The organism is Pseudomonas sp. p50(2008) (assembly GCF_015351605.1).
Classification (GTDB): domain Bacteria; phylum Pseudomonadota; class Gammaproteobacteria; order Pseudomonadales; family Pseudomonadaceae; genus Aquipseudomonas.
On sequence record NZ_JACMYF010000001.1, the window covers coordinates 159,247 to 180,035 of the forward strand.

19 protein-coding genes are annotated in these 20,789 nt (G+C 59.0%); 5 read left to right on the plus strand and 14 right to left on the minus strand.

Going from position 1 to position 20,789, the window contains the following annotated elements:
* Positions 1–27: 27 nt before the first annotated feature.
* Both H7698_RS00690 and H7698_RS00695 read right to left on the minus strand, forming a co-directional pair.
* Positions 28–786 (minus strand): SDR family NAD(P)-dependent oxidoreductase, encoded by a 759-nt coding sequence (locus H7698_RS00690; RefSeq protein WP_020300796.1) that lies wholly within the window; start codon positions 784–786, stop codon positions 28–30.
* A gap of 52 nt (positions 787–838) precedes the next feature.
* Positions 839–1,075 (minus strand): ferredoxin, encoded by a 237-nt coding sequence (locus tag H7698_RS00695; RefSeq protein WP_020300797.1) that lies wholly within the window; start codon positions 1,073–1,075, stop codon positions 839–841.
* A 361-nt stretch (positions 1,076–1,436) separates the two neighbouring features.
* On the opposite strand from H7698_RS00695, the gene H7698_RS00700 reads away from it, so the two are divergent.
* From H7698_RS00700 to H7698_RS00715, 4 genes are all read left to right on the plus strand, one after another.
* Positions 1,437–2,699 (plus strand): MFS transporter, encoded by a 1,263-nt coding sequence (locus H7698_RS00700; RefSeq protein ID WP_020300798.1) that lies wholly within the window; start codon positions 1,437–1,439, stop codon positions 2,697–2,699.
* Positions 2,700–2,726: 27 nt separating this feature from the next.
* Entirely contained in the window at positions 2,727–3,047 is a 321-nt protein-coding gene (locus tag H7698_RS00705; protein WP_020300799.1) for a 2Fe-2S iron-sulfur cluster-binding protein, read from the plus strand.
* A gap of 20 nt (positions 3,048–3,067) precedes the next feature.
* Positions 3,068–4,303 (plus strand): NAD(P)/FAD-dependent oxidoreductase, encoded by a 1,236-nt coding sequence (locus H7698_RS00710; protein ID WP_020300800.1) that lies wholly within the window; start codon positions 3,068–3,070, stop codon positions 4,301–4,303.
* An 85-nt stretch (positions 4,304–4,388) separates the two neighbouring features.
* On the plus strand, positions 4,389–5,222 hold the full coding sequence (locus H7698_RS00715) for an oxidoreductase (RefSeq protein ID WP_020300801.1): 834 nt from the start codon (positions 4,389–4,391) through the stop codon (positions 5,220–5,222).
* A gap of 43 nt (positions 5,223–5,265) precedes the next feature.
* Here the strand turns inward: H7698_RS00715 and H7698_RS00720 are convergent, their stop codons facing one another.
* The 5 genes from H7698_RS00720 to H7698_RS00740 form a co-directional block, all read right to left on the minus strand.
* Positions 5,266–5,616: a nuclear transport factor 2 family protein gene (locus tag H7698_RS00720; protein WP_020300802.1), complete on the minus strand. Its 351-nt coding sequence runs from the start codon at positions 5,614–5,616 to the stop codon at positions 5,266–5,268.
* Positions 5,617–5,639: 23 nt separating this feature from the next.
* Positions 5,640–6,941 carry an MFS transporter gene (locus H7698_RS00725; RefSeq protein ID WP_126588876.1) on the minus strand — a complete coding sequence of 434 codons (1,302 nt, stop codon included), beginning with the start codon at positions 6,939–6,941 and terminating at the stop codon, positions 5,640–5,642.
* Positions 6,942–6,973: 32 nt separating this feature from the next.
* Positions 6,974–7,762 (minus strand): SDR family NAD(P)-dependent oxidoreductase, encoded by a 789-nt coding sequence (locus H7698_RS00730; RefSeq protein ID WP_020300804.1) that lies wholly within the window; start codon positions 7,760–7,762, stop codon positions 6,974–6,976.
* Positions 7,763–7,928: 166 nt separating this feature from the next.
* The gene (locus tag H7698_RS00735) at positions 7,929–8,960 is read right to left on the minus strand and encodes a hypothetical protein (RefSeq protein WP_020300805.1); all 1,032 of its coding nucleotides are present in this window, start codon (positions 8,958–8,960) and stop codon (positions 7,929–7,931) included.
* Between the two features lie 51 nt (positions 8,961–9,011).
* Positions 9,012–10,289, minus strand: coding sequence for a cytochrome P450 (locus H7698_RS00740; protein WP_194690347.1), 1,278 nt, complete (start codon positions 10,287–10,289; stop codon positions 9,012–9,014).
* A 182-nt stretch (positions 10,290–10,471) separates the two neighbouring features.
* Between H7698_RS00740 and H7698_RS00745 the strand changes: the two genes are divergently transcribed.
* Positions 10,472–11,137, plus strand: a complete 666-nt coding sequence (locus tag H7698_RS00745) for a TetR/AcrR family transcriptional regulator (protein WP_020300807.1) — start codon at positions 10,472–10,474, stop codon at positions 11,135–11,137.
* 99 nt (positions 11,138–11,236) lie between these two features.
* Here H7698_RS00745 and H7698_RS00750 read toward each other — a convergent pair whose 3' ends face one another.
* The 7 genes from H7698_RS00750 to H7698_RS00780 all read right to left on the minus strand — a co-directional run bounded on the left by H7698_RS00750 (position 11,237) and on the right by H7698_RS00780 (position 20,784).
* The gene (locus H7698_RS00750; RefSeq protein ID WP_020300808.1) at positions 11,237–12,841 is read right to left on the minus strand and encodes a phytoene desaturase family protein; all 1,605 of its coding nucleotides are present in this window, start codon (positions 12,839–12,841) and stop codon (positions 11,237–11,239) included.
* Positions 12,842–12,938: 97 nt separating this feature from the next.
* Positions 12,939–13,760: an SDR family NAD(P)-dependent oxidoreductase gene (locus H7698_RS00755; RefSeq protein WP_032904481.1), complete on the minus strand. Its 822-nt coding sequence runs from the start codon at positions 13,758–13,760 to the stop codon at positions 12,939–12,941.
* A gap of 30 nt (positions 13,761–13,790) precedes the next feature.
* Positions 13,791–14,609: an enoyl-CoA hydratase/isomerase family protein gene (locus H7698_RS00760; protein WP_057005042.1), complete on the minus strand. Its 819-nt coding sequence runs from the start codon at positions 14,607–14,609 to the stop codon at positions 13,791–13,793.
* Positions 14,606–15,577 (minus strand): hypothetical protein, encoded by a 972-nt coding sequence (locus H7698_RS00765; protein ID WP_020300811.1) that lies wholly within the window; start codon positions 15,575–15,577, stop codon positions 14,606–14,608. Before H7698_RS00765 ends, H7698_RS00760 begins: the two co-directional genes overlap by 4 nt.
* A gap of 46 nt (positions 15,578–15,623) precedes the next feature.
* Entirely contained in the window at positions 15,624–18,155 is a 2,532-nt protein-coding gene (locus tag H7698_RS00770; RefSeq protein ID WP_020300812.1) for an efflux RND transporter permease subunit, read from the minus strand.
* A 35-nt stretch (positions 18,156–18,190) separates the two neighbouring features.
* Complete coding sequence (locus tag H7698_RS00775) at positions 18,191–19,321, minus strand: WD40/YVTN/BNR-like repeat-containing protein (RefSeq protein ID WP_020300813.1); 1,131 nt, start codon at positions 19,319–19,321, stop codon at positions 18,191–18,193.
* Between the two features lie 95 nt (positions 19,322–19,416).
* Positions 19,417–20,784 carry a DUF1329 domain-containing protein gene (locus H7698_RS00780; protein ID WP_020300814.1) on the minus strand — a complete coding sequence of 456 codons (1,368 nt, stop codon included), beginning with the start codon at positions 20,782–20,784 and terminating at the stop codon, positions 19,417–19,419.
* Positions 20,785–20,789 lie beyond the last annotated feature (5 nt).

Sequence of the window (20,789 nt, forward strand, 5' to 3'; positions counted from 1 at the left end):
GTAGCCCATGCCAGGGCGCCGCGCGTGCTAGATCGCGAGTAACCCGCCATCGATGACGAAGTCCGAACCGGTAATGAATGAAGCCTCATCCGAGGCGACAAAGACCGCCATTGCCACCACTTCCTCGGGTTCGCCGGGGCGATCCATCAATACGCCATCCAGCAGCATGGCGCGCATTTTGGGGTCTTCCAGAAAAGGCCGGGTGCCAGGCGTCGCGACAAATCCCGGGCTCAAACTGACCGCACGTATACCGAACGGCGCCCCTTCTACCGCCAACTGGCGAGTGAAGGACACCACAGCGCCCTTTGCAGCCGAATGCGCGGAAATGCCGGCCACTTTCGAGCCACCCCATGCAGCGGTGGACGATACATTGATGATCACTCCGCGCTGTTCGGCCAAGTGGTGCCATGCATATTTGGTGGTATAGAACAGCAGGTCGATTTCGTTGCGCATGGTGTACTGCCAATCTTCGATCGACAGCTCGCTGACCAGCCCGAAGCGTGCGGCGGAAGCGTTGTTGTACAGGATGTCGATGCGCCCGTGTTCAGCCACGGCGGCATCGATCCAGGCCTTGGCCTGTTCATGATCACCCAGGTCCACGGGTGCCGAGCCGTACAGGGTAAAACCCTCGGCCTGCATCAACGCTGCAGTCTCCTCGTGACCTTCGGCATTGAAATCGCAACCGACCACAATCGCCCCTTCACGGGCAAAACGTAGCGCCGCAGCCCTGCCCTGGCCGCCGCCTGTACCGGTTATCAGCGCGACCTTGTTTGGTAATCGACCCATTAGCACATCCTCACCTCAGTGGTTATCACGTTTGCGGCAGGCGCTCACGCCATCAAACGGCTTCGTCATCCGGGGTGATGGGCTCAAGCCAGATGGCCTCCGCGGGGCAAGCGGCTGCACCCTCACGAGCCTCCTCCTCCAACTCCGGCGGCACGCGGGCATCGTCGAGGTACACCATGCCATCGGCATCAAGCTTGTACAGGCTGGGGCAAATCGCAGCACACAAACCATAACCACAGCAGCGGCTTCGGTCGGCCACCGCTTTGAACTGCGCTTTTTCTGAACTCATTTTTTTCTCCTTTATCAGGTTCAGCTTTTGCAAATTATGAACACTTATTTATTTTATGTGCAATTAATTTTTAACGCGGATATGCTGAGGCTCATCCGCTGTCCCTGATCATTGCCTTGGCTTAAAAAAAGGGAATCGCAGCAGGATGTTGAACACGGCTGGCTTCAGAGTGATTCAACCGTGGGTGCAACGCATGAAATTCGTTTGTCCGTTAGTCAGATAGCTGCGCTGGACAAAGCCGAATTTCTGATTTTATTCTGATTAAAAAACCAGATTCTGTTCAAAGAATCTGCTGGCGGTGATTCACATCACCACTTGTAGCAGTGCTTGGCTCAACAAAACCTATAAGGAAGCCAACTCCATGCACCCGTCTAGAAACGAAGCGGCAATCGATCTGCGCGAATTCCGCCAAAGCTGGAAAATCCTGATTTTGTCGGTCGCCGGAGTGGCCATCAGCATCAACGCCGCCCTGCTCTATGGTTTCGGCACACTGGTCGTGCCGCTCGGCGATGCCTTTGGCTGGAGCAAAAGTGAGCTGCAAGCCTGCATCACCTTTCTGTTTGGCGGCGCGGTGGTGTCATTGCAGTTGGTGGGTTGGTTCAACCTGCGCTACGGCATGAAGCGCGTTACCGTTATTTCCCTGCTGTTGTTGTCACTCGGTTACCTGGCAACCACGCAGCTGACCCAATCGATCTGGTCGATGTACATCGCCTTTGCACTGCTGCCCATCGTCGGCATGGGCGCGCTGGCCGTAACCTGGACCCAGCTGATCAGTCTTTGGTTCGACAGCAATCGCGGCCTGGCGCTCGCCATTGGTCTGTCCGGGACTGGTGTCACTGCCGCCATCATTCCCCGGCTGATGGCCTGGGGCATCGAGCAATGGGACTGGCGCGCGGCCTTCGTGATTCTCGCGCTGCTCAATCTGTTGGTGCTGCTGCCGCTGATTCTGCTGTGGTTCAAACTACCCTCTGTTGCCGGTCACCGTGACGGCGGGCGTGCGCTGGAGCAATTGCCCGGCATGTCTTTTCGTGAAGGCATGGGCTCGCTGAAATTCTGGACCTGTAACCTGGCGCTCAGCCTGGTGATTTCTTCGATTGTCGGCATGGTCACCAGCACCGTGCCCATGCTGCAAGCCCGAGGCCTATCCGCGGGGGACGCGGCCACCATTTTCAGCTGCTTTGGTATTTCGCTGATCTTCGGCCGCATGCTTATCGGCTATCTGCTCGATCGTCTGTGGCCGCCGATTGTGTCTGCGATCAGCCTGGTGCTGCCCGCTATCGGTTGTTTCATCTACCTGAGCCCGACCACCGAATTTGCCCCGCTCATGCTGGCGGCGGTGCTGGTTGGTTTTGGCGCCGGGGCGGAGTTCGATATTGCCGCGTTCCTGATTGCCCGCTACTTCGGCTTGCGCGAATACGGCCGCCTGTTCGGCGTGCATCAGGGCCTCAATACCGTGGCTTCGGCGCTGGCGCCGTTGCTCTTTGCGTACATGCTGGCGCGCACCGGATCGTATAACGCCATGCTGGTTTATAGCGCCGCCTGCTGCCTGATCGGTCCGCTGTTGCTACTGACCCTTGGGCGAGTGCCGCACTTCAACGTGCAAACCATTCCCAGCCAATCCTGAGCCCCCTAACAAGAATCGGAGCAGAACATGCCCACATTGACATTTATTGAACACAACGGCACCGCCCATCAAGTCAAAGGCGACATCGGCCAGTCGGTGATGCAAGCCGCGACCTTCGCCTCGGTGCCGGGTATTTCTGCCGACTGCGGTGGTGCCTGCAGTTGCGCCACCTGTCACACCTATGTCGACGAGGCCTGGCTGGGCAAGGTGCAAGCGGCGGAAGGCATGGAGAACGACATGCTCGAGTACGCTTTCGAACGTCGCGACAGCAGCCGCTTGAGCTGTCAAATGATCATCAGCGAAGACATGGACGGCATGGTTTTGCACCTGCCGTCGTCGCAATTCTGAATGCGCGTGAAGGAGTTCCCATGACCCTCGCCTCAGTCGTTATCGTCGGTGCTGGCCAGGCCGGATTTCAGGTCGCTGCCTCCCTGCGCCAGGAAGGCTTTGACGGGCGCATCACCCTGATCGGCGATGAGCCAGGCCTGCCCTACCAGCGCCCGCCATTGTCCAAAGCCTATCTGCTCGGCAAGATCCAGGCGACCAATCTGCTGTTTCGTCCTGCTGATTTCTACACCACCCAGCGCATTGAACTGCTGCATGACCAGGCGACCGCGATCGACCGCCTGAACCGACGCGTGGTGTTAGCCTCGGGTGCTGCTGTCAGTTACGACCATCTGGTACTGGCGACCGGAGCCCACAACCGCCCCCTGCCGGTTCCCGGCGCAGAGTTGCCGCAAGTGTTCGGTATCAAAACCAAAGCCGATGCCGACGCCCTGGCGCCGCTGGCGAAAGAAGCGCGCAACGTGGTGGTGATTGGAGCCGGGTTTATCGGCCTCGAGTTTGCGGCGGTGGCCGCTGCCCTAGGGGCTAATGTGCACGTACTGGAGCTGGGCGAGCGTCCCATGGCTCGTGCCGTGTCGCGGGAAATGTCGGAATTGTTTCGCCAGGCCCATGAAGCGTGGGGCGTCCATTTTGACTTCCGCCAGGGTTTAAGCCGCATCGACGGCGATAACGGCAAGGTGTGCGCGGTACAAACCGGTGACGGACGTGCACTCCCTGCTGACCTGGTGGTGTTTGGTATCGGTGTGATTCCCAATGCGCAGCTGGCGACTGAAGCCGGTCTGGACATCGAGAACGGCATCAAGGTGGACGCCAGCCTGCTGACCTCTGACCCGCAAATTTCCGCGGTAGGCGATGTCGCCAGCTTCCCGTGCCTGCAAAACAATGAGTTACACACCCGCCTCGAGTCGGTGCAGAACGCCATCGACCAGGCCCGCACAGTGGCTGCACGCTTGATGGGTAAACCGGCACCTTATAGCGCCCTGCCCTGGTTCTGGACCGATCAAGGCAACTTGAAACTGCAGATCGCCGGACTCTCGCATGGCTATGACAGTACCGTCGTGCTCGGTTCAGTCGAAGAACATCAAGCGTCTGTGCTGTGTTTCCGCAATGACCGTCTGGTGGCCGTGGAGTCCTGCAATCGCATGGGCGATCACATGGCGGCGCGCAAGATTCTTGCTCGCGCGCCCAAGCTGACGGCAGTTGAGGCCGCCACTGACGGGTTCGATCTGAAAGCTTGGGAAGCGGCCAACCGCGACTGAACGTCGTACTGATCTTTCACACCCGCTGCCGCGCCCGCCTTAAAGCTGACGCGGCATTTTTTTGCACAACGACTGGAGCGATGCAATGAACAAAGTCTGGTTTATTACCGGTGCGGCCCGAGGCTTGGGTGCTGCCATTGCCAAAGCCGCATTGGCTGATGGTGACAGCGTGGTGGTCAGCGCCCGGCGTATCGAACCGCTGGAAATTGTCTTTGCCGAGTACGGCGAACGCGTGCTGGCAGTGGCCCTGGATGTGACCGACGAAGCCCAGGCACTGGCTGCCGTAGAAACTGCCGTGGCGCGTTTTGGCCGAATCGATGTGCTGGTCAACAACGCCGGTTATGGACAACTGGCGCCGTTTGAAGACAATTTCGCCAGCGACGCCGACCAGCAGTTCGCGACCAATGTGTTCGGTGTGTTCAACGTCTGCCGCGCCGTGCTGCCTGTCATGCGTCAGCAACGCAGTGGCCGGGTGTTCAACGTGTCTTCAATGGGTGGCATGGTCGGGATGGGTGGTGCGGCGCTGTACTGCGCGTCTAAATTTGCTGTGGAAGGTTTTTCCGAATCCCTGGCCCAGGAAGTGGCGCAGTTCGGGATCAAGGTCACGCTGGTGGAGCCCGGGGTTTTCCGTACCGACTTTCTCGACCCCAGCTCCGCGGTCTTCGGTACACGCGGGTTGGAGGATTACGCTGCATTCACCGCCAAGGTCAAAGGCGCTTCGGCCGCCTACAACCATCAGCAAACCGGCAACCCGGCTAAACTGGGCGATGCGCTGGTGCTCCTGGCCAACAGCGAACATCCACCGTTGCGTTACCTGGCGGGTTCAGACGCTTATCAGCAGGTCAGCGACAAGCTCAACAGGATGCTCGCGGAAATCGAGCAATGGCAGCAGCTGTCCCATTCCACCGATGGCGTCTAGGCGACGACGCGCACAGCCTTTCTGACAAGGCTGTGCGCAACGATTACTGGTTGATGAAGTAACGTACGGACAACTTTCCTTCTTCAAACCGATACAACTCGATCGTCTCGATACCGCCTTCCTGCTCGCGAAAGGCGTTCAGGTGATGGCACGCCGCTTCATTGCCATTGACGATGCACTGGCGCACTTCAACGCGAATCTTCGGTTGCTGCTGCGCCCACATGCCTTCCAGTACCTGCCAGGCATCGGCCTGGGGCTTGCCGACGTATTCGATACTCAAGCCGTTGGCCGAGACGCTGCGGTAGTGAGCGAAAAAGCCGTCTTTGTCGCCCCGGTTCCAGCAGTCGATCTGCCCGTGCAGAAAGTGCTCGATGGTGTGTTTGTCCATGCTCATTTCACGTTCATCCTCAAGTGGGTTCAGGCATGTGGTCGTAGCTGGAGGTTTTGCTGACGGGCGAGGAATTTTGGCTCCATTCTCAACCACAGCAGAATGGTCGGGCCGACAATGGCGCAGCAGAAACAGCACACCAGCACAGCGGAATAGCTGCCGTACAGGTCATAGAGATGGCCGAACAGCATGGGTACCAGACCGGAGACAATGGTGATCAGGCACAGGTGCAGACCAAATATCCGCGCGTAGTCTTTCAAGCCGAAATAGCGCGCCATCAGGAATGCCGCCAGATCGAACTCAGCTCCGGCACTGGCGCCGATGCACAGGGTCGCCAGCACCAGCAACGGTGTGTTTTGCGCCCCGCCAAAGAGAAAGATCGCGCAGCCCAATGCGGGTAGCGCCAGGCTCACGGCGGCCACTACTGAAGGTGAATAGCGGTCCAGCAGATAACCCACCAACAAGCGCCCGCCGATGATGGAAATACCAAAGGTACTGAAGATCTGACTGGCTTGCTGCGCACTCAGGCCCTTGCTTTGCAGCATCGGCACCATGTTGGTGACCATGCCGACGGTCAACGACACCGACAATATCAATGCAACGTTAAAGCCCCAGTACATCCCTGAGCGCACTGCTTGTTTGAAGGACATGCCGGACAGCTCCGGAAGTTCCTTCTGCGTTGTCGCGTCAGGACTGGTGAGCAGCGCCGGCATGCGCAGCCACATCAATGACAAGGGCAACGTAAACAACAAAGGCATCGCCCCCAGCGCAATAAACCCGGCTTGCCAACCGTAGGCGGCAATCAGCCGCGACAACAGCGGTGGCAGAATCATCGCCATCAGCCCGGTGCCACACAGAATCACGGCCAGCGCCAAACCACGGTTACGCTCGAACCAGAGGTTGACCAGTTGCGTCCAGGTGATCGCAATGGTTCCGGCACAAATGATCGGCATGCTGAAAAACGCCAGGTACAACCAGCCGATCGAACCCTCAATCCGCGTGATCGCAAAGTAACCGACGATCTGCAGCACGATCGAAACAATCGCTACCCGGCGCAGCCCGAACCGACGGTACAGCCAGCCGACCAGTTGCGTGGAAATCGCCACACCGGCGAACAGAAAGGTGATGGAGGCCTGCAAGTCGCCCCGGCTCCAGCCGAACGCCTGTTCCAGCGGAATCACCAGGGTGCCGAAGGCGTACAGCAACGCAGCGGTAATACTGGTGCAGATGCCAAACAGGCCCAGGACAACCACGCGCCAGCCGCGCTTGAACTCGGAAAAATCATTGCCGGCGTGGGCCGTGGTGTTGCTACTGCGTGTATCCGATGTCATGACCTGACTCCCATCGCGGACGTGCGGGTTGATTAATGGCCCTTGAGGATTTCTTCGACCTTGGGCAGCGCGATCATGGTGGCGCCGCCATCCACCAGCAGCGAAGTGCCAGTGATATAGGAAGCCTCGTTGGAGGTCAGAAACAGCACGGCGTTGGCAATGTCGGCGGACTCGCCCAGACGCCCTACCGGGAAATGTGCAGCGAGTTTATGCGGCAGTTCATTGCCCAGGGTTTCGAGCATGTGATCAGTGCCGATCAGTCCGGGCTCGACGACGTTGACCAGAATATTCATGGCACCGAATTCCACCGCCAGGCCGCGGGCGAAGGCATTCATGAAGGCTTTGCTGGAACCATAGGCAATCAGGCGAGGGGTGTATTTGCGGTTGGCTTCGCCGGACGAGATGAAAATCAGCCGGCCTTTGTCGGCTGCTTTCGACAGATAAGGTGCGCAGTCCTTGGCCAACCAGAACAACGATTGAATATTGCTGCGAACGATGTGATCAAACGTATCATCGGCCATTTCGGCGATCAGCCCGTGACTGGTATCGGCAGCGCAATGCACCACGATGTCCAGGCCACCAAAGTGCTCTACACCATCTTGCACCATTGACTTGATCGCCTCGCGGTCGGCGATGTCGCCACCGACCAGGCAGGCTTGCGCGCCCAGGGCCTTGATCTGTGCGATCGTTTCTTCACCGTATCGAGCGGTGCGTGCCGACACCACCACCTTGGCGCCTTCTCGGGCATAGGCCAGGGCAATGGCGCGACCCATGCCTCGACCTGCACCGGTGACCAGCACGACTTTGTCGCGGAATTTCATCGTGATTCCTCATTGTTGTTATTGGTGGAGGCTACTGATACAACGCGTACGCTCCCCTGTAGGAGCTGCCGAAGGCTGCGATCTTTTGATCTTGCCTTCAAAAGTCAAAGTCAAAAGATCGCAGCCTTCGGCAGCTCCTACAGGGGTAAAGGTTTCGGTCAACTGTTTACAGGTCTTTGCCTGGCACATTGCGGGCCGAGCCATTACGCCGGTCCGATTCACCCCAGCCCAGCCAGTGTGAAGGCTCACGGGTATCGCCAACCCGACGCCAACGGCCTTCCTGCTGCGCAGTGATCGGGAAGCCACCGACGAAGTCGATCATCTCGCCCTTCTCATCAGGCAAAAACTCCCACTCTTCCTTGCCTTCCAGCACGATTTTCGCGGATTTGAGGAAGTAGCTTCCGTCCTTGTGTTCGGTGTTTCCTTCGATATCGGTGGTGACCCGAACCTCGCCTTTTTCATTGTTGAAAATGGCGTAGCCCAAGTGGTCGTGACCGACCATGAAAGAGCCGGTATCCCAGGTGCCATCTTTATAAACGGTGACGAAGGACCACCAGATCACATGCTTGTTGTTGTTCACCACCAAGTCTTTCTTGAAGTGAATGGCGCCGCCTTCGGCCATGTAGAACTGGTCCAGCGCCATGGCGCCTTTCACCGGACGCCCCTCGCAGACACCGGCGATATCCCACAACTGCGAAACATAAAAGGTGCCCCATTCCACGCCTGGCAGGTACCACTGCAAACCTGGGCCAAGCAGTCGGCCTTCGAGGTGAAACAGGCCTTCTTCCTTCCAGGTCAGGCGTTCGCTGCTGGCGGTGATCTCCCAAGAGTTGCCGGGTTCGCCCGGGTGGCTGGCCCAACGTGCGACATCGCCTTCCAGGCTGTGTACCGGCAGTGGTGTCAGCGCCTGGCGGGCCATTTTTTCGTGGTCCATGCGCAGGTTGACGTTATCGACGTGATTGTTCAGGTAGAAGAACTTGGTTGGGTTGGGGGTGCCATTGGGCGCCATCAGCGACCGTACGAATGAGTAAATGTTGCCTTGCTCATCGCGCACAGAACCGAACGGCGAACTTTTGCTCAGGTGCAGGCCGAAGAAGCCGCGTTCGGCTGACATCGAAGCGCCGGTGACCTTGTGCGGCCCAACCAGTTGTTGAAAGCCGAAATCACCGCGTTCTGGAATGGTTTTAAACGTTCTCATGATGCCCTCTGTTGTTTTTGTTGAGGCAGGGAAACGGGATTACAGCGTGATTCAGTCCCAGATCACCGGGAGCGTGGACACGCCTCGCAATTGCGCTCCGCCGATCTGCGGGACGGGTTGGCTCGGGTCGAGTCGCAAGTTGGGAAAGAGGTCGAGGATGGCGTTGACAGCGCAGCTGATTTCCACTTTGGCGACGAACTGACCGATACACATGTGCGGGCCGAAGCCAAAACCAAAGGAGGGTTTTGGCTTGCGATCAATGTCGAATACCTCAGGGTTTTCAAACGCATCTTCGTCGCGGTTGGCGGACACCACCATGCACTGGACGAACGAACCCTTGGGGATTTTCACGCCGTGAAATTCCACTTCCCGGGCGGTTTCGCGCACCTTGAAAGTGGCCACGGGTTCAAAGCGCGTGGTTTCGTCCATCAGCTTGCCGATCAATGAGCGGTCGGCCTTGACGCGTTCCAGCAAGCCGGGCGTGGTCAAGAGCAAAGTCATTACCGAGCCAAACATGCGCGTGGTGGTTTCGCCCGCGGCTGGCAAAAGCGAGCGAGTGAAGGTGATCACCTCGTGGTCATCCAGCGTGCGCCCTTCGTACTCCGCGCGCAGCAAACGCCCGACCACATCATCGCCCTGGCTGCCCTCGGCACGACGTTGCACCACCACCTCGGCAAGCGCGTCGTACAGACCTTTGACAGCGATGCCGGCCTGACGTCGCGCTTCAACCATTTTGCTCGGGTCAATCTGGTTGCCGCCGACAATGGCCAAGGCCCACGCGGCGTATTGCTTGTACTTGGAGGGCTCATCCGAGGGGAAGCCCATCAAAGCGTACATGACGCGAATCGGCAGCTCGAGGCCGAACTTCATCAAGTCGGCCTTCTTTGCCGGCAACATCGGCTGGATGTACTCCTCGCGAATCACTTGATCGATCTGCGGGCGCCACTTGTTCACGGTCTCCGGCATAAAGGCCGGTTGCAGCAAGGCGCGCACCTTACGGTGCTCGTCACCGTCCATGGCAAGAATGATCAAACCATCGAAAAACGCGCCAAGACCTTCGGCAATAAAACCGCTGGTATAGGTCGCACCATCGCGCAGGACAGTCATTACATCCTGGTATTTGAACAAGGCGAAGGTCGGGCGAGTGCCCTGCTGGGTGCCGGCATTCGTCGGCACGCCAAACTGGGTGATGAAGTCGCCTTCATAGATGGGCGATTTCAGCCGTTGCTCGCGGCACACCGCGTGAATATCCAGGTCGGTGCCCCGATACATGTCCGACACAGCGGAGTATGCGGTTGCCAGGTCCAGTGCTGCGCTTTCGTTGCTCATCAGGAGCTCCTGTCTTGTTTTTATTCTTCTTGCACACCAAGATTGTCCGGCTGCCGACCCATGGTATGTGGTTGTGTCTGCGCCGGTAGTCCGCTTCGTTTGACTTGGGGTCAAACGAAGGCCCCCGGGGAAATGCTTCAAGGTGTGAATAACCTGGCCAAAACTGGCATGAGGAGGACGAGGTGGCGGTAAAGGCAGGAGAAGGTGGCGAACAGGGCAAACGCAATACGATGAATCGCCTGCTCGCGGCAGCGCGCGTGGAGTTCGCCAGAAAAGGCCTGGCCGGTGCGCGCGTGGAAGAAATTGCCCGGGAAGCCGGCGTTACCAAACAGCTGGTCTACCACTACTACAACTCCAAGGAAGGCCTGTTTGTAGCGGTACTGGATGAGTCTTCGGACAACATCATGTCCGAGCTGGTCAACCTCAATGTCGAAGAGCTTTCACCGCCAGTGGCGATGCGCGCCGTGCTCAACCATTTTTTTGACCAGTACCGTCTGGACCCCTTCCTCGGCAGCCTGGCGCTGGAAGGCATTCGCTACCATGACACCCACGAAACACCTCGCAACCATTTTCTGGAAATGGCACCGAAGCTGATCGCCAAGCTCGACGCGATTTTGTTGCGGGGTGCGGCCAGTGGTGATTTTCGCGCAGACATCAACCCGCGCCTGTTGTTGGCCAGCGCTTCGCTGGTGACTACTGGCTGGTTCACCAACCGCTATTCGATGTCGGCACTTGCCGGGCTGGATACGGACTCGGAGCAAGGCATGGCCACCTGGCGTCAGTACTCGGCGGATTTTGTGCTGGCGAGTATTTCGCTGGGCGCAGAAAAAAACGTCGACGGCGTTTAAGCACCGTTCACACACTCTCGCCCAATGAGCTTTCCCTGTGGAAGCAGGCTTGTTCCCACAGGGGGGGGTTGCTTAGGGGCTTGGAATCAGCGACCCGCTTCAGTCAGCCTTTTTACGCAAATACTTGCTCACCCGCTTGGCCGCCAACCGCCCGGCCATGCCGTTTACCCCACCGCCCGGATGAATGCCGGCACTCCCTAAATACAGTCCCGCCACCGGCAAGGTATCGCCTCCCAAACCGTACGCCGGGCGCATGGTGCTCGAGCGCATCGAGGTGGTGTCGATATGCACCACGCAGCCATTCACCGTGTTCAAGCGCGCAGTAAAATCCGGAGCAGCCTCGATATGTCGGCCAATCACCTGCCCCTCGATCCCATCGATGTAGTCATACAGCTGTTCCTGCACCTGGTCGGCCACCCGCTCACGCAGCGCGTCCCAACCTTCATTGGGATTCACCGGCATCACCGGCGGATAGATGTACAACACATCCTGCCCGGTTGGCGCTTGTGAAGGGTCGGCCGCACTGGGTGCGGCCACGGTGATATAGGGCAACTTCGGTACTTCACCACGGGCGCAGGCGGCGAAGTTTTCCAGCACGGCTTCTTCGGTGCCGATCAGCATGACGGTTTTACGCAAATCCACGCCATCGCCGCGAATGGCAGCAAAACGCGGCAAAGAAATCTGCCCACGCAGGGCAACATCCACCTTCAATGGTCCCGACCCTCTGCCGTTAGCAGGTGCCATGGCGATACGGGTCAGCAGGTGTTGAGGGATTTCACCACGGGTAACCATGTCCAACGCCGGCTTGGGGTGGCAGCCGGCAATGACCGCACGTGCGGTGAACTGACGACCATCAGCCAGTTTCACGCCTTTGATCAGACCGTCCCTGGCAACGATTTCACTGACGCTGGCCGACACCAGCACTTGCCCGCCCAGCTCTTCCAGTCGAGTCTGCATGGCATTGCTCAACTGCTGCATGCCACCCAATACCCGGCCCACGCCAAAACGATGAAGGAAACCGAGCAAGGCGTAATAGATGCCACCGCCATCGGCGCTGATATCCCCTGCCAGCCCAGTGAGTGCACACATCGCGGAAATGGTCACCGGATGCTCGAAGCGCTCACGTGCCGCCTGCAACGCGGAGCCTGTCATCAGCGCCATCAGCTCGGGTTTCAGCGCTTTGTGTTTGATGGCGGTGCCAAGCATTTTCAGCTTCACGCCGAGGTTTGTTTTGGCCGGGTCGACACGCATCATCGGCAGCGCGATATCGAGGAACATGTCGATGACTTTCATGAACTGCAGAAACGCCTCGGCATCCTTGCTGCTGAACCGGCGGATCTCGGCGGCGGTTTTCTCGCGATCGCGCCAGAAGATCAGAGATTGGCCATCCGGATGCAAGTACACATACCCCGGCGCAAGCTCTATCGATTTGAAACCGTGTCGATCAAGTCCCAGCTCCGCTGGCACATGGGAATGCACGCGCATCGACATCATGTCCAGGGCACAGGGATGAACCAGATGCTGCGGCGCTTCGGGTATCAGGTAACCCGAGGAGGCCATCCCGCCGACCTTGTCCAATGCCTCCAGAACCAGCACCTTCTTGCCTTCCAGGCCCAGGTAGCAGCCAGCCGAAAGGCCATTGGTGCCACCGCCGACGATGATCACATCAAAATCCGTAGTGCTCGCATTTTGGTTCTGGTTCATCAATTAATTCCAAGTCGAGTTCAACCACAGCGGCGCGCGGCGGCTATGGCGGCAAAGATCAGCCGCGGCGCACCGCACGGGATGCGCCGGGCAAGGGTTACATGCCGGTGCGGCCCATCTGCGCAAACAGCGCGCGCATCGCCACCAGGGAGGGGGTGTGGCTGCTGAAACCACCATCAGCGACCAGCGTGGTGCCCGTGACAAATGAGGATTCGTCACTGGCCAGGAACGCCACCACATCGGCAATCTGCCGAGGCGTGCCCAGCTCGGCAGTGCAGTGGTTGTCGCGCAGGATGTCGAGCAAGGGTTCAGGCATGGCGTGTTCCGAAGGCGCCAGGCCGATCTGCACGGCGTTGCCGCGAATGCCTTGTTTGCCGTATTGCGAGGCGACCATGCGCGGCAGCATCATCAGCCCCGCCTTGGAGGTGGCGTAGCCGGTCAGGGACATATCGCCCTGCATGCCCAGACCCGAGGTGGCGAAGATAATCGAGCCCTTGCCGTTCTCCAGCATGACCGGAATCACATGCTTGGTGCACAGCACCGCGCCACGCAGGTTGACGGCGATGGCGCGGTCCCAGGCCTGCATGTCGAGGTTGACGAAATCGCGGTCTAGCTGACGTTGCTCGGCGTTCAGGATCGCCGCGTTGTTGTGCAGAATGTCGATACGGCCGAAATGCTGTTTAACCTGAGCAACCATCGCGCGCACGGCGTCTTCCGAGGAGACGTCGGTGGCGATCGCCAAGGCTTGATGCCCCTCGGCGAGGAGTGACTGGGCCACAGCTGTGGCCCCCTCGAAATTGATATCGACCACCGCAATACTTGCACCATGCGACGCCAGCACCCGTGCGCACTCAGCGCCCAGGCCGCCACCGGAGCCGGTAATAATGGCCACTCGTCCTGCCAGTTTTCCTGTGCTCATGCTCTGTTCCTTATTGTTTTGAGTGGCGCTTTACTCGCCGGTAAATCGCGGTTCGCGCCGTTCACTGAACGCCTGGGCCGCCTCGCGGGCATCCTTGGTCGGGGCCAGCAAGGCGAACAGATCAAGCTCCAGGTCCAGGCCACGTTTGAGGTCCATGTCCAGCGCCGCCCGTGCTGCCTGTTTGACAAACGCCGACGCGGTGGGTGGTTTGACGGCGATGCGCTGAGCAAAGGCCCGTACTTCGTCCAGCAGGCTGGCGTTGTCGCTGGCCAGGCGGCTGACCAGACCAATGCGCTGCGCTTGTTCGGCGCCCACCCGGTCACCGGTGAGCAACATGTCCAATGCCTGACCCGGCGCCACCACTCGGGACAGTCGTTGCGTACCGCCGCCGCCGGGAATCAGCCCCAGGCCGGTTTCCGGCAGGGCGAACACGGCATCGGGCGCGGCGAAGCGGATGTCACACGCCAGCACCAGTTCCAACCCACCGCCCATGCAATAACCATGAATGGCAGCGATCACCGGTTTGCTGATGCCATCCAGCGCTTCGATCCAGCGCACCTGTTCCATGCGCTGCCGCACTTGCAGGCTCGATTCCGGGCCACGACGCTCCTTGATATCAGCACCCGCACAAAAGCCTCGCTCACCTTCCCCGCGAATCACGATCACGCGAATGTCCGGGTCTTGCTGCAACAGCGCCAGTGCTTGCGGCACGCCCTGACGAATATCGTCGTTGATGGCGTTGATCTGCCGGGGCCGGGTCAGTACCACCCAACCCACCATGGCATCACGCTCAAGGCGCACCGCATCGTTGATCAAAACGGGAGACTGCGGTTCTTGCGCTGTGCTCATACAGGGCACTCCTCGAACTCGAAGACCTGGCCATTGAGTTCTTGTGGGTCTATCTTGATCAACGCACGGCCGCCGACGGCCTCGGAGGATTCGATCCACTGGAACCGCGTGCCGCGTGACCGCAGATCCTCGGCCTTGGCAGCCAGATCGTTGACACCGATGCGGATGTAGTACGGACCCGGCCCCCAGTTATTGACGTAGTGGCCGGCGTCGGTGTTCCAGTAGGTCGCCTCGAGGACATCGAGGGTGGCACTGTTCGGCACGGTGAAACCCATACGCGCACGGCGGTAACCTTCGCTGCCGATGCTCTCGACCGGCCCGCTCGGTTCCCAATCGAGGTTGGTCGAGACCTTACGCAGGGTTTCATCGAGGTCGCGTACCAGGAAGCCACGGGCGGTGACGCGGACCATGTCGCCGGGCTTGAGATCACGCGGCTGCATCGGTGGCAACTGATACGTTTCCGGCGGCATCTGCAAAGGCTCGGTCGGCATGATCTCAATGCACAAACCGCCATCCACCGTGGGCTGGTAATACGGTTGCTCGGGAGTGGCACCCAGCCATAAGCGGTCGAAGGGCATTTCCGGGGTGCGCTGCGCCATGCGGAAAGGCAAGCGACGACGCATCAGTTTGTCTACCAGCGCGTCGAACTTGTCCCCGTGCAGGGCCAGCACGATGGAGTGCGTGATCATCGGCCGATGATGCCCCTGGAAATCCTTCAGGCTTTCCAGAAAGTCATGGAACAACGGATCACCGGGGTTCGGCCGATCCAGGTGCCACTGCGGTTCGATGCGCGTAGGCGACACCGCGAGGGATTTGTGTACCCGCAGGAAATGCGCAATATACGGGTGATTATCGAACGCCTGGCGCCAGCGTTCGTGTTTGTAGATGCCGAGCTTGTCGACCAACATTTCCGTCATGCCGTCCGGGTCCGGAACCATCATGTCGGCACTCATCAATAACTCGAACATTGTTCTCTCCTTGCAGTTGCCAGCCAGGTCTGTGCCCGGCTATTAGTCAGCGGACACGCCGGGGTAAGGCGAGCTCGGTCAATTGGGGTGCAGGTGCGCTGGCCGCGGGTTTGCGCGGTTCCTGTTGGGCGCGCGCGTCCTCCAGATCGAGGGTCACGCCGGCCTTGGAGTTGCCTTTCGGGTTGAGCAGGTAATGCGAGAGGGCCGGGATCAGCACCAGCGCACCGAGCATGTTCCACAGGAACATGAAGGTCAGCAGAATGCCCATGTCCGCCTGGAACTTGATCGGCGACCAGGCCCAGGTAATCACCCCGGCGGCCATGGTCAGGCCAACGAGCGCCACGACCCGACCGGTGAAATCCAGCGAGCGGCGATACGCAACCGCCAGGCTTCCACCGCGTTCCTGCACCGCCAGTTGCACACTGAGCAGATACAGCGCGTAGTCCACGCCGACACCGACACCCACGGCGATTACCGGCAAGGTGGCTACTTTCAGGCCGATCCCCAACCAGACCATCAGCGCCTTGCAGATGATCGTAGTCATCAGCAAAGGAATCAGCGCCACCAGGGTTGCGCGCCAACTGCGGAAGGTCAGCAGGCAGAGCAAGGCCGTAGCGCCATACACGGCCAGGTACATGGTGATGATGCCCTTCTCTACCTCAATGTTAGTGGCGGCCTCGATCCCGGCATTACCCGCAGCCAGGAGGAATTCCACAGGCTGCTCGGCGCCAGCGGGTGTGTTGTTTTCCTTGGCGAACTCTTCAGAAACTTTCAACACCCGGCTCAGTGTGTCGGCTTTGTGATCAGCCAGGTAGGCGATCAATGGAGTGACCGAGCACTGCTGGTTGGTGATGCCCGGTGCAGAAATCATCGCGGCATCCACCGCCGAGTTGGTGATCGCCTGGTCGCGGCTGATGCTCAACCATTTCGGGCTGCCTTCAGCCATGCCGGAGCTGATCATGCGCACGGTTTCGGCCAGCGACTGGGTGGTTTGTACACCAGGCGTCTGGCGCAGGCGCCAGGCCAGTTTGTCCATGCTTTGCAGCGACTGGTACAGACGGCAGCTGTCTTCGTTGGTCTTCATGATGACCACGAACTGGTCACTGGAAAGTCCGTAGTGGCTGGTGATGTAGGCGTTATCGCGGTTATAGCGCGAATCCGCACGCAACTCCGGTGCACCGGGATCCAGATCACCGACCTTGAGGTGCATCATCACCACGCTGCCAATCAGCGTCACCACCAGCGATACGGCAATCACCGCCGTGGCCATCGGCCGTTCGGTGAAGCGATCCAGGCCGCTCCACAGACGCCCGAGAAAACCGCGGTTTTCTGCGCCGGCCTGATCTTTGGCGATGGCGATACGCGCGGCTTTCTTACTGACGCCCAGGTACGACAACGCCACCGGAATCAGCAGCAACTTGGTGAAAATCAGCACGGCGACACCAATGCTGGTGGTCAGTGCCAGGTCGCGAATCACCGGAATATCAATGATCACCAGCACGGCAAAACCAACGATATTGGTCAGGAGCGCAGTCAAGCCAGTGAGAAACAAGCGGCGGAAGGTATAGCGCGCAGCAATGTATTTATGGGTGCCACGGCCAATGTCCTGAAGAATGCCGTTCATTTTTTGCGTGCCGTGGGAGATCCCGATGGCAAAAATCAGGAACGGCACCAGGATGGAGTAAGGGTCCAGTTCGTAGCCGAGGAGTTGCATCAAACCCAGCAACCACACCACCCCCGCCACTGCCACGCTCACCAGCAGCAAGGTACTGCGCAGGCAGCGTGTATAGAAATAGACGAACAACCCGGCGATCAGTACCGATGCGCCAAAGAACAGCATGACCGAATACAGGCCGTCGATCAGGTCGCCCACCAGCTTGCTGAAACCCACAATGTGGATGCCCACTTTGTCACTTTCCAGCGAGCGAATCTGCGCTTCCAGTTGCTTGGAAAAATCACCGTAATCCAGGGGTTGTCCGGTCTGCGGATTGGTATCGAGCAGCGGCGCGACAATCATGCTCGACCGGCCGTCGTTCGCCACCAGGTTGCCAATGATCCCGGAACGCATAATGTTGCGGCGCAAGGCCGTGATCGATTTGTCACTGCCGTCGTAATCCGATGGCATGACCGCACCGCCATCAATGCCCTCCTCCGTCACTTCTTTCCAGCGAACGATGGGCATCCACAGCGATTTCATCCAGGAGCGGTCGATGCCTGGAATCAGGTACAGGGTGTCGTTGACCTTTTGCAGCGCCAGCAGATAGTCGGCGTCGTAGATATCACCGGATTTGTTTTCCACCACGACGCGAATGCTGTTGCCCAGGCCTGGCAACTGGTTTTTATACGCCAGGTAATTCTTGATGTAAGGGCTGGAGCTGGGAATCATTTTTTCGAAGCTGGCATTGACTTGCAGCCGTGTAGCGAAGAAGCCCAGCACCACAGTGGCGAGCAAGCAGGCAACGACGACCACCATGCGATGACGGAATATGACCCGTTCAAACCAGCCACCGGAGTTTTTGTCAAAGTCCTCCAGGTTGGCAATCACTGGCATCCCGCTGTTGAATTTTTGCTCGACCATTTTTTCTTTCTCGTAGGGGAATCGTGCCGGGGGCTTTAGTTGGCCTGGGCGATATCGATGACCTTGGCGCCGCTGAAGCGCGTGACAAGCAGGCTCCCAGCCTGTTTGGTGGCACTGGCTGCATACACCTCGCCTACCCGCGCATCTGCCAGCGGGGTGACCTGCAAACTCTGCCGGTCAACGCTGACCAGTTGCCCACCCTGGCTCACGACGATCAAGGCATCACCCTGCTCGACAATGCTGACCAGGCTGCTATTGAGATTGGTTGCCACAGGCTGCCATTGCTGGCCGTCATCACGGCTGGCAAACAGGTTGCCGCGCAGCCCGTACGCCAGCAGCAGACCGTCGAAGGCGCGGACGCCGAAGTAAGTGCCGGTGTAGGGCGTATCGATTTTCACGAAACGTTGTTGCGGACCATCCAGACGCAGCAGCAAACCCTGCTCCCCGCCGATGTAAAAAGTGCCCGCTTGTTCCGCCAGTCCATACAGGTGCATGCGCCGATCGTTATCACTGCGCTCGGTCCACGGCTGCCAGTTCTGGCCGTCATCCGTGCTGTGCAACAACATGCCGAAGGCACCCACGGCAAATCCGTTGCCGTGCTCATCGAACATCACATCGAGAAAGGGTGCGGCCAACACGTCCGGCGTCGCCGAGGTACTGGCGGCCATAGCCACTTCCTTAAGCATCTGGGCTGCGGCTTCATCACCTTGTTCGGCCCGTGGGCCGTAGTAAGCGTTGAGCAAGGTCAACAAGCGGCGCCCGTCGAGCTGCACTTGCCAGCTTTGACCGCCATCGGTGGTGTGCATGACCACCGCATCGTGACCGACGATCCAGCCATGACGCTCGTCGCGAAACCGCACTTGCACAAGATCGCTGGACACCGGGCTATCGACCTGTTGCCAGGTGCGGCCCTCATCGATGGAGCGCTGGATCAACCCGTGCAGGCCGACGCCAATCATCGCGTCGCCCGCTGTGGCGACCGACAGCAAGGGTGCGGGCAGGTGTTCATCGATCCGCTGCGCCGGCACGTCGAGCGAATCGGCCGACAACGCGACGGCGCTGTAGGCAGGCGTCGTCAGCAATGAGCTCGCGCCGACCGCAAACGCGACTGCCAGGAGCAGACGCGAAGTGCAGAGAAGAAAAGAAGCAGGGCAAGGGCTAGTCATTATTTTTATTCCTTAACCATCCCGCGTGGCAAACACACCTGTTCTGCCTGCCCGGCTTGATGCGCAAACCGGCAGGCAGGACAGGCGAAATCACATCAGCGCTGGGTGACCCGAGCCACAATGGCTTCAGGATTCATGTCACGCTCGGAGAGTGGTTTGTCGATGAACTTGTAGCCGCCCTTCAAACCATCGTTGAGCAACGCGTACATGCCTTTGTTGAAGTCATACACGACGTTTTTCACGTTATAGGGAATGTTTTTGTCGTAGAGCTGGACGCCGCTGAGGAAGATCGAGCGATACAACGCGCCGCTCTTGTCCCAGGCGTCATACAGGCCGACGCCGAAAGTATCTTCATCCAGGTAGTAGGTGCGTTTGCTGTAGACGTGGCGCATACCCGGCTTCAACGTGGCTTCCACGACCCACACCCGATGCAGCTCCCAACGCTCGTTCGCCGGGTTGGCGTGGTGCGGCATGAACTGGTCTTCCTGCTTGCCGACGCCGAAGTAGAATTTGTAGGCGTTGTACGGGATGTACATTTCCTTGCGACCGACCAGCTTGTAGTCAAAGCGGTCCTGGCTCCCGGAAAACATTTGCAGTTCGTCGAACAGCGTCACGCCACCCTGGCTGGCAACGGGTGTATCAAAGGCAAATTCCGGTGCGAGTTTTACCCGGCGCTGGCCTGGGGAATAACTGAACGAACGACGGGCCTTCGCCAATGGATCGAGGAAGTCAGTGAGCACCACCACTTCACCGGAGCGCCGCGCCGGATAGTCGTTGCGCGAGAACACTCGTGCGTACATCAGTGGATCGCGATCCGCCTGAGTCACCTGGTAGTACGGGGTTTCTTCGAATGTCGCCTGTTCAGCGGTCTTGGTGATCGAGCCGTTGGCGTCGACTACCCAGCTGTTGGACGAAGTCGTGGTCGAGTAGCCGGTGCCGATTTTGTAGCGCACCTGCTGGTTCCACATCACTTCATTGCCGGTCTTCGGAATCGGGAACGGCAGGCCGCCACGGCAAGATGGATCAACGGCCAGGCCATCTTTCTGGATCGCGCAGCTGCTGGCGTTTCGCACGGTGGCATCGAGTACCGCTTTGGGATAGGCAGTCGTGCGATGGCTTGGGTAAATGTCGATGTAGTAAGTCGGGTATTTCTTGATCAGGGTTTTCTGCCCCTCACTGAGCTTGTCCGCATACTTGTCGACGTTTTTGGCGTCAATGCGAAACAGTGGCTTTTCATCTTTGAACGGATCAACCCAAAACCCGCTGTCGGGCTTGAAACCCGCCGGAGCGGTGGTAAGGCCGCCCTCGTAAGCGGGGATCGTGCCATCGGCGTTACCGGCCTGAATCGCTCCGAACTGCGTCAGGCTCTTACCCAGGTCCGAGGCGTCGCCAGCAGCGGCGGCTGTGAGGCTACAGGTCGCAAAACTCATCAGGACGGCAGTTAATGCAAGTGGACGTTTCATGAACA